Origin of the sequence: Aeromonas sp. 30P (assembly GCF_051919805.1) — a bacterium.
GTDB lineage: Bacteria > Pseudomonadota > Gammaproteobacteria > Enterobacterales > Aeromonadaceae > Aeromonas > Aeromonas veronii.
Genome location: NZ_JBQBEA010000001.1, coordinates 178,506 through 191,426 on the forward strand (window position 1 = coordinate 178,506; position 12,921 = coordinate 191,426).

Consider the following 12,921-nt stretch of genomic DNA (forward strand, 5'->3'; position numbering starts at 1 on the left):
CGGCTTCACACAGGGAAAGTGCGCACTCAGGCGCCCATAACGACTTATTGCAGAGGCGAAAATATGAATAAATCCATGCTTGCCGTATTGGTCAGTGGTTTGCTGGCGGCCGGAGCCGTGCAGGCCGCCGCTCAGGACAATACCTGGTATGTCGGTGGCAAGGCCGGTTGGTCCAATTACTATGGCGTTGACCACAACCAGTATGCCGAGTCGATTGCCCAGACGTTGGGTAATACCAGCGAGAACACGGATGATCTGGGCCTGGGCCTGTTTGCCGGTTACCAGCTCAACCCCAACCTAGGTTTCGAGCTGGGCTATGACTGGCTTGGCAAATACGACACCACTTCGGGTACTGGCGCCAATACCCTCAATACCGAAGCCAAAGGCCAGATGATTCAGGCCACCATGAAGATCAGCTTCCCGGCAACGAATGTGCTCGATCTTTATGGCCGACTGGGCGGTGCCTATGCCTGGACGGATAGCGAGATTAGCTTCGCCAATACCAGCGAGACCGGCAAGAAGCATGGCGCCGCCTTCGTTGGTGCGCTGGGTGCCGAATATGCCATCGATCGTGACTGGGCTGCCCGTCTGGAGTACCAGTACACCACGCCGCTGGGAGATGCCTCTCTCGATCGCTCCGGTATCGAGATGGATAACGGCCTGATCTCGTTCGGGATGCTCTATCGCTTCGGTCAGCAAGGTGGCGAGGTGGTAGCACCGGCGCCCGCTCCGGCAGCCGAACCGGCACCTGTAGCCGTGGTTGAGCCCAAGACCTTCAGTCTGAGTTCCGATGTGCTGTTCGAGTTCAACAAGGCGACCCTGAAACCGGCTGCCAATCAGGCGCTCGATGCCCTGTTCAGCCAGATTGTGGCGGCCAATCCGAAAGATGGTGTCGCAACTGTCATCGGTTATACCGACCGCATCGGCTCCGACAACTACAACCTGGCGCTCTCCGAGAAGCGGGCCCAGAGCGTGGCCAGCTATCTGGTGTCCAAAGGCTTGTATGCCGACAAGGTACGAGTCGAGGGACGTGGCAAGGCCAATCCGGTCACTGGCAGCAGCTGTGCCAGCCGCTCCAAGCAGGAGCTGATCGCCTGTCTGGCACCGGATCGCCGGGTAGAAATCCATCTGGAAGGGGTCTCCCAGCCTGTCCAATAAGCAGAGCAACGGGTCGATAAATGTAAAAACGGGAGGCTTAGCCTCCCGTTTCTTATGGGGTGTTTACGATGTTGAGCCTCAGAGCCCGAACAGCGGGCGCAGGCGAATGCCGATGAGGCTGCCAGCGAGGGCCATCAGCATCCAGACCCAGCCGTGCAGGCTGCCAGAGGCGGTGCCATCGAAAAAGCCGCCGAGGTTGCAGGCGGCGTACATGGCGCCCATCCCCATCAGCAGGCCGCCGATGATGGAGGCCAGACTGTTGCCGAGCCGCATCGGGGCGAAGTTGCCGCCACCGCTCAGGCTGCGCGCCAGCATGGCCCCCAGAATACCGAGCCAGAACATGCCGACCATGGGGTTGATAAAGAGCGGCTGGGCCAGTTTCGGGTTCCCCTCGAACAGGCCAAACAGGGAGGCACCGCGCAGCGCCATGTCATAGACGGCGCCGGTGATGGTCCAGGCCGAGCCGTGCAGAGCGACCACGGACGAGTTGAGCAGAGCGATGATGATGCCGCCGGTCAGCACGGTGAAGCGGCCATCGCGCCAGAACAGATTGCCGCCGCTGAAGAGGGGCTTGAGCTCGCCGGTGCGCTTGAGCTCGCTCTTGCGAAACAGCAGGAACAGCGCAGCGACCAGCGCCAGGTTGAGCAGCATGCCGCTCCAGATATTGCCGGTCAGATCCCGGGCCAATACCACATGGCTGGAGAAGGTAGCCTCCAGTTCGGGGCGGAACTGGTTGCTGATAAGGGTGCCGATGCCGTAGCAGATCAGCACCAGCCAGAAGCGGGGTTGTCCCTCGCCGCAGCAGTAAAGGGTGCCGGTGGCGCAGACGCCAGCCAGCTGCATGCCGATGCCGAACAGGAAGGCACCGACGATGAAAGGAATGCCGATAGCCATCACGTTACCCACCATGGCATCGCCAAAGAGGGCGTGGCTAAAGGAGAGGAAGGTGGTGAACAGCAGAATTTCGATGGCGATGGTGAGCAGGTGAACCCGCACGTAGTAGCTGTTGCGTTTGGTCAGCATTTCGCGCCAACCGAATACGATGCCGAAGCGACTGAAGGAGAGGGTGAAGCCGAAGCCGAATCCGATCAGGGCCATCAGAGCCCATTTCATACCAAAGGTGTTGCCAAGCCAGAGTAACGCTCCCCCCGCGATTACCACGATGGGGAGCGACCATTTTCGAGTCATGTCAGTTGATCCTTGCAGTTGGTTTTCAGAGGGGCGGATCCTATTCCCTCATGGAGTCTAATGCTACCCATTTAACCAATGCAGAGAAAAAGGGGGGCGCTGACTCCCGTCAGCGCCGGGGATCAATGGCGGGTGGTGTCGAGATGGAAGTGGTGAGTCTGCCTGGTCAGGATGCGGGCGTGTTGGGCGACCATGGTCGCCTCTTCGGCGGCCTGACTGGCGCTCTGGTTGGCCTCGGCCGCCAACCGCGACATCTCCCCGACCTGATGGTGGATCCCTTGCACCAGCCGGGTCTCATCGCTCATCAACTGATCGACCTGAGCGATGCGCTGGTTGATCTCCTCGCAGCTCTGCGCGATCCGGGCGACGCTTTGGCGCGCTGTCATCGTGTGAGTGACCGCCTGTTCGACCCGGGCCAGCTCGGTATCCATCTCGCTGGCGGCGCGCAGGCTGACATCCTGGATCTTGCCGATGATGGTGTTGATCTCTGTGGTGGCGCTGCCGGTGCGGGTCGCCAGCGAGCGTACTTCATCGGCCACCACGGCAAAACCGCGTCCCTGTTCACCTGCCCGCGCCGCTTCAATGGCGGCGTTCAGTGCCAGCAAATTGGTCTGCTCCGCAATATCGTGAATGGCGCCTGCCAGCCCGGCAATCTGCTGCGAGAGGCCAGCCAGATCCGAAATGGTATGGGAGACCTGCTTCACTCCCGTGACTTGTTCCCCGATCACCTGTTCCACGGTGTGGATGGCGAGTGTCGCCTTTTGTGCCCGCTCTGCTGACAGCAGGGTTTGCTCCCCCACCTGATGCAGCTGGCTACCCGCCTGTTCAATGGAGTGGGTGAGCTGTTCGATGGCCTGTTCGATATGGTGGGCCGCCCCGACCTGCGCCTGACTGTCATCGGTGTGCCGTTGTGCTATGGCGGTCAGGCTGGTGGCGCGATCATCCAGCGTACTGGCGCTGCGTTGCAGCGACTCCACCAGGGTTGCCAGTTGGTCACGCATGGCCCCGATCTGGCGGATCAACTCGCCGATGGCGTCGAGGCCCGGCTCCGGCATGGGGCGGTTCAACTCCCCTTCGGCGATGGCGGCGGTGGCCTTGCCAGCGGCCAGCAGCCGCTGTTGGGTGGGGCGTCCCAGCCAGAAGATGAGTCCGGCCCCCAGCAGTGCGGCGCACAACAGCAGGGCGTAGCAGAGTCGGGTGGTGTTGGCGAGATGTGCCATCTGCTCGGCGGCATACTCGTTACCGCGGATGACGGTGGCGTCCACCCCTATCCGGTGGGCGTTATAGAGGGTGTGCAGGCGTGCTGCAAGCGCGCCCGCCTGCGCCAGATCCCCCGCCTTGATGGCGGGGACAAACTTGTCGTTGAGCAACTGCCAGAACAGTTCCCCCTGCACTTTTTGCTCCCCCAGCAGCAGCTCCCTGAGGGGCTCGTTCAGGCTGCTCTCTTGCCAGAAGCGGTTACGGCTCTCGAACTCTTGCTGCAGTCGAGCGAGGGTTTGCAGCAGGGCCTCCCGCTCCTCCGGTTTGGCATGGAGCAGGGTGTAGACCTGCAACTGGGATTCGATGAGGTAGAGAGGCGGCGGCAGAATATCGGCTACCACATCCTTCCCCTGTCCCATCTGATCGGCTGCGCTCCGGACCGAATAAAGCCCGAAAAAGCTGATGGAGATCAGCGTGATAATGACCATGATCCCCAGAACCTGACCAAAGAGCAGGGATCTGTCGTGAATATGCTTGAGCATGTTGCCTCCATTCGGCTCCGTTCCATGGATAGCATAGCTCTCTGGCGGGATGGTGAGACTCGGGTGTGGTCTGTTGATAGCGAGTCGGCTCTGGAGAAGGGGAAGTATCAGTCTGAAGACCGCTGGTGGCACGAAAAAGAACCCCGGCTGATGAGCCGGGGTCGCTGGTGGTGAGGCGGCGTCAGGTCCGGTTTGGCGCGGCTTTGCCGCTGCGCAGCCCATCCAGACTGAACAGTACCAGCGCGCTCCAGATGCAGGCGAAGGTGAGCAGTTTGTCCATCGCCAGCGCTTCCCCATAGAGGGTGACTGCGAGGATAAACATCAGGCTGGGGCCTATGTACTGGAAGAAGCCCAGGGTGGAGAGCTTGAGCTTGGTTGCGGCGGCGGTGAAGCAAAGCAGGGGGGCCGTGGTGACGGCGGCGGTGAAGCAAAGCAGGGGGGCCGTGGTGACGGCGCCTGCGGCGATCAGCAACAGGTTGAGGTGCCAGTCGTTTTGGGTGAGATGGCTGGTGGGGCTGTCGGCAAAGCCCCACAGATAGATGGCCGCTGGCGGCAGCATGATCATGGTTTCGATCAGCAGACCGGTGAGGGCATCGAGGGCCAGTTTTTTGCGCACCAGCCCATAGATGGCAAAGCTCGACGCCAGCACCAGCGCAATCCAGGGCAAGGAGCCAAAGGCGATAAGCTGGATCGCCACCCCGGCAAAGGCTAGCGCCACCGCCCACCACTGCAGGCGGCGCAGCTTCTCGCTCAGAAACACCATACCCAACAGTACGTTGAACAGCGGGTTTATGTAGTAGCCGAGGCTGGCATCCAGCATATGGCCGTTGTTGATGGCCCAGATGAACAGCAACCAGTTGCCGCCGACGGTGACCGAGGTGAACGCCAGGGTGAGCAACACTTTTGGCTGGCGCAGCACCGCCTGCACCTTGTGCCACTGGCGCCCTGCCAGGGTGAGTACCATCAGCAGCACGCAGGACCAGATCATCCGGTGGGTCAGGATCTCGGCGGCCGGAACAGCAGAGATGGTCTTGAAATAGATGGGGGCTATGCCCCAAAGGGTATAGGCGCACAGGGCGTAGATGACGCCCTGACGCTGGATCTGTTGCGGCATGCGGATGACCTTTACTGAAGCGTTGGATGCGGGAAAACATCGCAAAAAATCAGTGTAGCGATCCTTTTGCGGGGAAAGAAGCGAATAAACGAAGTTTGAGGGAAAGGAGGTGTGTTGCTGGCCGGTCAGCCTTTACCGCGGCGGATCTTGTCGACGTCCATCAACAACCACAACATCAGGGCGATGGCGGAGATCCAGGGGCCCCAGGTCACGTAGGCCTCGCCGTGCCCCAGCACGAAGAACAGCAGGGGCAAACCGATCACCAGAAAAAGTACGCTTCCCAGAAAAAATAGCATTTTTGTCTTTATATTTAACATGTTGGCTTTTTTATCATTATAAGGATTGAGCCCGGTGATGGAAGGCCAAAAATGCAAAAGGGGGATTTCTCCCCCTTTTTGATCCGATAGTGCTGCTTTGTCGTGTTATTCCAGCTGAATCCAGGTGCTTTTCAGCTCGGTGTACTTCTCCAGCGCATGAAGTGACTTGTCGCGACCGTTACCGGACTGTTTGAAGCCGCCAAATGGCATGGTCATGTCACCACCGTCCCAGTTGTTGACGAACACGGTACCGGCGCGCAGGGCGCGGGAGCCTTTCACCGCCTTGTTGAGATCCGCCGTCCAGATCGCCGCCGCCAGCCCATAGTCGGTGTCGTTGCCGAGCGCGATAGCCTCTTCCAGCGTATCGAAGCCGGTCACCGCCAGCACAGGGCCGAAGATTTCCTCGCGGAAGATGCGCATCTGCGGGGTCACGTCATCGAAGATGGTGGGTTCGATATAGAAGCCACCACTCTCCATATTGGTGCGGTTGCCGCCCAGCAGCAGCTTGGCCCCCTCCTGCTTGCCAATCTCGATATAGCGCAGCACCTGCTCCATCTGGATGTGATCCACCATGGCGCCGATGCGGGTCGCAGGGTCGAGCGGGTTGCTCGAGATCCACTCGCGGGCATGGGCCAGCAGTCGCTCCATAAATTGTGGCTTGATGCTGTTTTGCACCAGCAGGCGAGAGGCGGCGGTACACACCTCGCCCTGGTTGTAGAAAATGGCACCTGCGGCGCTCTTGGCCGCGGCGTCCAGATCCGGTGCGTCGGCCAGTATGATGTTGGGGCTCTTGCCGCCGCACTCCATAAAGGCGCGCTTGAGGTTGGACTTGCCGGAGCACTCCACCAGATGTTTACCGATCTTGGTGGAGCCGGTGAAGGTGATGCAGTCCACATCCATATGCATGGCCAGCGCCTCGCCCACGGTATGACCAAAGCCTGGCAGCACGTTGAACACGCCGTCCGGAATACCCGCCTCCTTGGCCAGACCGGCGATACGCAGGGCGGTCAGGGGGGATTTTTCGGAAGGCTTGAGAATGACCGAGTTGCCGGTAGCGAGCGCCGGGCCCAGCTTCCAGCAGGCCATCACCAGCGGGAAGTTCCAGGGCACTATGGCGGCGACTACCCCGAGCGCTTCGCGGGTCACCAGTGCCAGGGCGGACTCCTCGACCGGGGCGACCTGATCGTAGATCTTGTCGATCGCTTCGGCGTTCCAGGCGATGCAGTTGGCGGCGGCGGGGGCGTCATAGCCCATAGCGTCGCCGATGGGTTTGCCCATATCCAGCGACTCCAGCAGCGCCAGCTCCACCTTGTTGAGGCGCATCAGCTCGGCGAAGCGCTGCATGATCTGTTTGCGCTGTTTCGGCGGCAGGCCGCTCCAACGCTTGTCGTTGAAGGCATCACGAGCGGCCTGTACCGCCAACTCGGCATCGGCGGAATCGCAGGCCGCCACCTTGGTCAGCAGCTTGCCGTTGGCCGGGTTGATGCAATCGATGGCGCCATTGACGGCATCCCGATAGCTGCCGTTGATAAAGGCTTGCGAGGGCAGGGTCAGATGGGCGGCCTTGTGTTGCCACTGGGCCAGGGTCAGGTCACTCATGTTCACTCCTTGAACCGGCAAAAGTCAGTTTCCGCGTATCAATATGCTAAACATCCTGCCGCTTGTAAATCCATCTTGTAACAATTCATTAAACATTGCTCCCCTGCCGATGCGCGTCTGAATGTCAGAAACTGGCGGGGGTGTTGGCCGAGATCAGCACGCACTCCTGCTCGCCGCTATTGCGAAAACGGTGGGGGGTGCGGCTGTCGAAGTAGTAGCCATCCCCGGCGCCTAGCAGGTAGATCTGCTCGCCCACGGTCACTTCAACTTCGCCCTTGATGACGATGCCGCACTCTTCACCCTCGTGGCTCAGCATGTCGTCGCCGGTGTCGGCGCCCGGTGGCAGCACCTCCTGCAACATGCCGATGGCGCGGTTGGCACGGCTGTGCCCGACCAGCCGGTAGCTGATGGGATGGGTGCCAAGATCCGGCATATCGGCGGCGCGGAAGATCACTTCGGTGCCCATTTCAGTCTCTTCGGTGAAGAAGCTGGCCAGCGACATGGGGATCCCTTCCAGCACCTTGCGCAGGGAGGCGACAGAGGGGCTCACCTGATTTTTCTCGATCTGGGAGATAAATCCGTTGGTCACACCGGAGCGCTTGGCCAGCTCGCGCTGGGAGAGGGCCGCCTTGGTGCGGACCGCCTTGAGGCGGTGACCGATATCCATCTATAGACACTCCTTGACTGTTTACTATTATTAAAATTGTGTTAAATATCTTATACCACCCTGCTGATGCGTCTAGCTAGGGGTGGCACCAGACAGGGCGATAACGGGCCCTTTTTTATGGATTCAGGTGTTTAATTTAATAGGCATTGGCCGACAGTTGCTAAACACCTTAAGGATGAGGTGACCATGAAACCGATCAGCGACATCAATACGCCCTCCGACATGTCCGCCTTCTGGATGCCGTTCACCGCCAACCAGCAGTTCAAGGCGGCGCCGCGCATCCTGAAGTCGGCAGAGGGGATGTATTATTACTCAGAGGATGGCCGCAAGATACTGGATGGCACAGCCGGACTCTGGTGTTGCAACGCGGGCCATGGTCGGCGCGAGATTGCCGAGGCGGTCTCCCAGCAGATTTCCCACCTCGATTTTGCCCCCACTTTCCAGATGGGCCACCCGCTGCCGTTTGAGCTGGCCAACCGGCTGGTGGAGATCGCTCCCAAGGGCTTTGGCCACGTCTTCTATACCAACTCTGGTTCCGAGTCGGTCGATACCGCGCTGAAAATCGCGCTGGCCTGGCAGCGGGCTCGCGGTCAGGGCACCCGAACCCGGCTGATTGGTCGCGAGCGTGGCTATCACGGGGTCGGCTTTGGCGGTATCTCGGTGGGGGGGATTCCCGGCAACCGCAAGTGGTTCGGCTCCCTGCTGACCGGGGTGGATCATCTGCCCCATACCCTCAATATCGCCAAAAATGCCTTCACCAAAGGGTTGCCCGAGGAGGATGTGGCGCTGGCCGACGAGCTGGAGAAGATCGTCTTTCTGCACGATGCCAGCAATATCGCGGCGGTGATCGTCGAGCCCATCGCCGGCAGTACCGGCGTGCTGATGCCCCCCAAAGGCTATCTCAAGCGGCTGCGGGAGATCTGCACCAAGCACGGCATCTTGCTGATTTTTGACGAGGTGATCACCGGTTTCGGTCGCCTCGGTTCCCCCTTCGCCGCGCAGGAGTTCGATGTCATCCCCGACATGATCACTTGCGCCAAGGGGCTGACCAACGGCGCTATCCCCATGGGCGCGGTGCTGGTGCAGAAGCACATTTATGACGACATGATGGCGGCAGGCAAGGGTGCCATCGAGTTGTTCCACGGCTACACCTACTCCGGTCATCCGGTGGCTGCTGCTGCGGGTCTGGCGACCCTCGAGATCTATCGCAACGAGAACCTGCTCAGCCGCGCCGCCGATCTGGCTGGCTACTGGGAGGAGGCGGCCCATTCGCTGAAGGGCTGCAAGCATGTGAAGGATGTGCGCAACTACGGGCTGGTGGCGGGTATCGAGCTGGAATCCATGCCGGATGCGCCGGGCAAGCGCGCCTACGAGGTGTTCGTGCGCTGCTTCGAGAAGGGGGCTCTGATCCGGGTGACCGGCGACATCATCGCGCTGTCGCCGCCCCTCATCATCGAGCGCAGCCAGATCGACGATCTCTTCACCCTGCTGCAGGATGCCCTGCAGGCACAACCTTAACCCATTTGATGGCCCCGCACTGGCGGGGCCTTGCGTTGATTTGCTCAGCGCATTTACTGCATCAGTTATCACGGAGGATACATGACATACAGGGTCAGCAACTTCATCAACGGCCAGCCGCAGGAGAGTCGCAGCGAGCGCCAGGGGGCCATCTTCAATCCCGCCTGCGGCAAGCAGCAGGGGAGTGTGGGGCTGTCGAGCGCCGCCGAGTGTCAGGAGGCGATCGCCATCGCCGAGCGCGCCTTTGCCGACTGGTCGCAAACCCCCCCGCTGGTGCGGGCCCGGGTCTTTTTCCGCTTCAAGGAGTTGATGGAGCAGCACAGGGACGAGCTGGCCCAGCTGATCAGTCGCGAGCACGGCAAGGTCTTCTCTGATGCGCAGGGTGAGCTGACCCGCGGGCTGGAGGTGGTGGAGTTTGCCTGCGGCATCCCCCATCTGCTCAAGGGGGAGCACTCCCTCAACGTCGGCCGTGGGGTAGACAGCTACTCCATGATGCAGCCGGTAGGAGTCTGCGCCGGTATCACCCCGTTCAACTTCCCGGCCATGGTGCCGCTCTGGATGTTCCCGGTCGCTATCGCCTGCGGCAACACCTTCATTCTCAAGCCTTCCGAGAAGGATCCTTCGCTTTCGTTGCGGATGGCCGAGCTGCTCAAAGAGGCCGGTCTGCCGGATGGCGTGCTCAACGTGGTGAACGGTGACAAGGAGGTGGTGGACGTGCTGCTGACTGATCCGCGGGTCGGTGCCGTGTCGTTTGTCGGTTCCACCCCAATCGCCCAGTACATCTATGCCACCGCCTCGGCCCACGGCAAACGGGTACAGGCGCTGGGCGGCGCCAAGAACCACATGGTGGTGATGCCGGATGCGGATCTCGATCAGGCGGTCTCCGCCCTGATGGGGGCTGCTTATGGGGCAGCGGGCGAGCGCTGCATGGCGATCTCGGTAGCCGTGGTAGTGGGTGACGAGACCGCCGATGCGCTGGTAGCCAAACTGACGCCGCTGGTGGAAAAACTGCGGGTGGGCCCGGGGCTGGGTCAGAGCCCGGAGAACGAGATGGGGCCGCTCATCAGCAAGGAGCATCTGGCCAAGGTGCGCGGCTACGTGGATCAGGGGGTGACCGAGGGGGCTGTGCTGCGGGTCGATGGTCGCACGCTGAGCCACGACGAGGGTTACTTTATCGGGGGCTGCCTGTTTGACGAGGTAACCCCCGAGATGCGTATCTACCGCGAGGAGATCTTCGGCCCTGTGCTCTCCATCGTACGGGTGCCGGACTACGAGACGGCGCTGCGCCTCATCAACGAGCACGAGTACGGTAACGGCACCGCCATCTTTACCTGCGATGGTGACACCGCACGGGACTTCACGGCGCGGGTGCAGGTCGGTATGGTAGGGGTGAACGTCCCCATTCCGGTGCCGATGGCGTTTCACAGCTTTGGCGGCTGGAAGCGCTCCATTTTCGGGCCGCTCAACATGCACGGGCCGGACGGGGTTCGCTTTTATACCCGGATGAAGACGGTGACGGCGCGCTGGCCCCAGAGCCTGCGCAGTGGTGCCGAGTTCTCCATGCCGACCATGAAGTGACGCGCTGGCGTGTGCTCATGGCCTAACCTCTTGCCCCCGCCGGTCGTTGATTGGCGGGGGCGAACTCTGTAAAGGAACAACAGATGCGATTGGGAATTCTCGATTGTGACCGGCTCGATCCCGATCTGGCGGATCGTTTTGGCCCCGTTTACTCCGAGATGTTTATCAGGGGCTTTGCGGCCTTGGCCCCCGAGCTGGAATTTCGGGTCTGGTCGGCTCTCGATGGGGAGCTGCCGGAGGATCTGCACGAGTGCGATGCCTGGCTCATCACAGGCTCGCGCCACGATGCTTACAGCGATATTCCCTGGATTCAGGCACTGCGGGAGTGGATCCGCCAGGCGCACGATGCCGACGTCAAGCTGGCCGGTGTCTGCTTCGGTCATCAGGTGATCGCCCAGGCGCTGGGCGGCGAGGTGGTGAAGTCTACCAAGGGGTGGGGACTGGGAGTGTCGGTACATCCCATGTTGGCAGATGAGCCCTGGATGGCGCCGGCGCGGGATCAGATCCGCATTCTGGCCAGCCATCAGGATCAGGTGGCCCTGCTGCCGCCGGGGGCAACCCGACTGGCGGGCAACGATTTTTGTCCCAACTTTATGTTTTTGCAGGGGGATCACATCGTCGCCATTCAGGGGCATCCGGAGTTCTCGGTGGAGTACAACCGGGCGCTGATCGAGCGGCGCCGTGGCCTGTTGCCCGACGAGCGCTACCAGAGCAGCCTCTCCTCGTTGGAGGGGGAGGTGGATTCGGCGACCATGATGCAGTGGCTGCTGCAGTTTTTGGGGATCCTGCCGCTGCGTGCTGGTGCGGCCTGAGCCCGGTTTGTCAGCCACCCCTTCGAATGCTAGATTTTGTAGCAAAATGAAGGATCAAGCGCTGAGATGTCGGGATCGGATGGTACACTGGCCGCCCATGTGGCGGCCTGTTTGTCTGGCTTGATTGCCGTCCCGGCCTGAGCCAAAGCTGTCTGAGCCAAACCAGTGTGAGAGTGTGACGCCTTGAAACTACAGCAATTGAAGTATTTGATCGCGATCCGGGACCACAACCTCAATGTGTCCGTGGCTTCCGATGCGCTCTTCACCAGTCAGCCGGGGGTCAGCAAACAGATTGGCCTGCTGGAGAGCGAGCTGGGGGTGCGGATTTTCGAGCGCCGTGGCAAGCACCTGCACCGCATTACGCCGGTGGGGGAAGAGATCATCAAGTGTGCCGAGGCGATGCTCAACATCGAGAGCAAGATCAAGGCGATATCCCGCGAGTATCTGGATCCGACCGTGGGCACCCTCAATATTCACACCACCCACACCATTGCCCGCTATCTGCTGCCCAAATCGGTTACCTACTTCACCAAGAAGTACCCCAAGATCTCGTTCCACCTCCATCCGGTGATGTCGGCGAGCAAGGAGCAGATCAGCAAGGGTTACTCCGATTTTTCCATCGTTGCCCACGAGATTGGCTTCGACAAGGAGCTGATCGCGCTGCCCGCCTACCTCTGGACTCTCTCGCTGGTGGTGCCGCAGGATCACCCGTTGGCCAAGGTGAAGAAGCCGACGTTGGAGCAGCTCTGCCACTACCCGATCCTCAGTTACGAGAGCGGCGCCACCGGTCGTCAGGTGCAGGACGAGGTGTTTCAGGCGGCGGGGCTGACCCCGAGTTACTACATGACGGTAATGGATGCCGGAGTGATCAAACGCTACGTGGAGCTGGGCTTTGGCATCGGCATCATCTCCTCGCTGGTGGCCAACGACACCGACAGCCCCGGGCTGGTCTCCATCAATCTGGAGCACCTGTTCAAGCCCTGTCCGGCGCAGATCTGTTTCAGCAAGAGCATCTTGCTGCAGAACTACATGTATGACTTCATCAGCTCCTTCTCGCCCCACCTCACCAAGGAGGTGATCCAGAGCGTGATGCAGCAGCCGAGTCAGGCGCGCATCGACGAGCTGCTGGCCGGGGTGGAACTGCCCATCTATTGATCCCGATCGGATTCCCGATCGCTGCCGGTTGTCTCTTCTGTCAGGCTGGGCTCTACTCGGGGTTCAGCCTGTC

The 12,921-nt window shown here is 60.8% G+C and carries 11 protein-coding genes; 5 read left to right on the plus strand and 6 right to left on the minus strand.

Annotated elements, in window-relative coordinates; genetic code table 11:
* Positions 1-63: 63 nt before the first annotated feature.
* A complete protein-coding gene (ompA, locus tag ACTG2B_RS00840; RefSeq protein ID WP_439995036.1) occupies positions 64-1,158 on the plus strand; it encodes a porin OmpA in 1,095 nt (364 codons plus the stop codon).
* A 78-nt stretch (positions 1,159-1,236) separates the two neighbouring features.
* Here ompA and ACTG2B_RS00845 read toward each other — a convergent pair whose 3' ends face one another.
* From ACTG2B_RS00845 to ACTG2B_RS00870, 6 genes are all read right to left on the minus strand, one after another.
* Complete coding sequence (locus tag ACTG2B_RS00845; protein WP_439995037.1) at positions 1,237-2,346, minus strand: YeeE/YedE thiosulfate transporter family protein; 1,110 nt, start codon at positions 2,344-2,346, stop codon at positions 1,237-1,239.
* Positions 2,347-2,468: 122 nt separating this feature from the next.
* Positions 2,469-4,088 (minus strand): methyl-accepting chemotaxis protein, encoded by a 1,620-nt coding sequence (locus ACTG2B_RS00850; protein WP_439995038.1) that lies wholly within the window; start codon positions 4,086-4,088, stop codon positions 2,469-2,471.
* A gap of 181 nt (positions 4,089-4,269) precedes the next feature.
* Positions 4,270-5,202: an EamA family transporter RarD gene (gene rarD, locus ACTG2B_RS00855; RefSeq protein ID WP_439995039.1), complete on the minus strand. Its 933-nt coding sequence runs from the start codon at positions 5,200-5,202 to the stop codon at positions 4,270-4,272.
* A 125-nt stretch (positions 5,203-5,327) separates the two neighbouring features.
* Entirely contained in the window at positions 5,328-5,498 is a 171-nt protein-coding gene (locus tag ACTG2B_RS00860; protein ID WP_005341999.1) for a hypothetical protein, read from the minus strand.
* Between the two features lie 126 nt (positions 5,499-5,624).
* The gene (locus tag ACTG2B_RS00865) at positions 5,625-7,118 is read right to left on the minus strand and encodes an aldehyde dehydrogenase (RefSeq protein WP_439995040.1); all 1,494 of its coding nucleotides are present in this window, start codon (positions 7,116-7,118) and stop codon (positions 5,625-5,627) included.
* 124 nt (positions 7,119-7,242) lie between these two features.
* A complete protein-coding gene (locus ACTG2B_RS00870) occupies positions 7,243-7,785 on the minus strand; it encodes a cupin domain-containing protein (protein ID WP_005339643.1) in 543 nt (180 codons plus the stop codon).
* A gap of 186 nt (positions 7,786-7,971) precedes the next feature.
* On the opposite strand from ACTG2B_RS00870, the gene ACTG2B_RS00875 reads away from it, so the two are divergent.
* The 4 genes from ACTG2B_RS00875 (at position 7,972) to ACTG2B_RS00890 (ending at position 12,848) form a co-directional block, all read left to right on the plus strand.
* A complete protein-coding gene (locus tag ACTG2B_RS00875) occupies positions 7,972-9,303 on the plus strand; it encodes an aspartate aminotransferase family protein (protein WP_439995041.1) in 1,332 nt (443 codons plus the stop codon).
* Between the two features lie 81 nt (positions 9,304-9,384).
* On the plus strand, positions 9,385-10,881 hold the full coding sequence (locus tag ACTG2B_RS00880; protein ID WP_123173990.1) for a CoA-acylating methylmalonate-semialdehyde dehydrogenase: 1,497 nt from the start codon (positions 9,385-9,387) through the stop codon (positions 10,879-10,881).
* A gap of 83 nt (positions 10,882-10,964) precedes the next feature.
* On the plus strand, positions 10,965-11,693 hold the full coding sequence (locus ACTG2B_RS00885; RefSeq protein WP_429202333.1) for a glutamine amidotransferase-related protein: 729 nt from the start codon (positions 10,965-10,967) through the stop codon (positions 11,691-11,693).
* Positions 11,694-11,876: 183 nt separating this feature from the next.
* Positions 11,877-12,848, plus strand: coding sequence for a LysR substrate-binding domain-containing protein (locus ACTG2B_RS00890; RefSeq protein WP_005339651.1), 972 nt, complete (start codon positions 11,877-11,879; stop codon positions 12,846-12,848).
* The last annotated feature ends 73 nt before the right edge of the window (positions 12,849-12,921 follow it).

Bases quoted from the DNA above. Each gene is read 5' to 3' on its own strand.
- ompA (WP_439995036.1), top strand. From the start codon at position 64: ATGAATAAATCCATGCTTGCCGTATTGGTCAGTGGTTTGCTGGCGGCC.
- ACTG2B_RS00845 (WP_439995037.1), bottom strand. From the start codon at position 2,346: ATGACTCGAAAATGGTCGCTCCCCATCGTGGTAATCGCGGGGGGAGCG.
- ACTG2B_RS00850 (WP_439995038.1), bottom strand. From the start codon at position 4,088: ATGCTCAAGCATATTCACGACAGATCCCTGCTCTTTGGTCAGGTTCTG.
- rarD (WP_439995039.1), bottom strand. From the start codon at position 5,202: ATGCCGCAACAGATCCAGCGTCAGGGCGTCATCTACGCCCTGTGCGCC.
- ACTG2B_RS00860 (WP_005341999.1), bottom strand. From the start codon at position 5,498: ATGCTATTTTTTCTGGGAAGCGTACTTTTTCTGGTGATCGGTTTGCCC.
- ACTG2B_RS00865 (WP_439995040.1), bottom strand. From the start codon at position 7,118: ATGAGTGACCTGACCCTGGCCCAGTGGCAACACAAGGCCGCCCATCTG.
- ACTG2B_RS00870 (WP_005339643.1), bottom strand. From the start codon at position 7,785: ATGGATATCGGTCACCGCCTCAAGGCGGTCCGCACCAAGGCGGCCCTC.
- ACTG2B_RS00875 (WP_439995041.1), top strand. From the start codon at position 7,972: ATGAAACCGATCAGCGACATCAATACGCCCTCCGACATGTCCGCCTTC.
- ACTG2B_RS00880 (WP_123173990.1), top strand. From the start codon at position 9,385: ATGACATACAGGGTCAGCAACTTCATCAACGGCCAGCCGCAGGAGAGT.
- ACTG2B_RS00885 (WP_429202333.1), top strand. From the start codon at position 10,965: ATGCGATTGGGAATTCTCGATTGTGACCGGCTCGATCCCGATCTGGCG.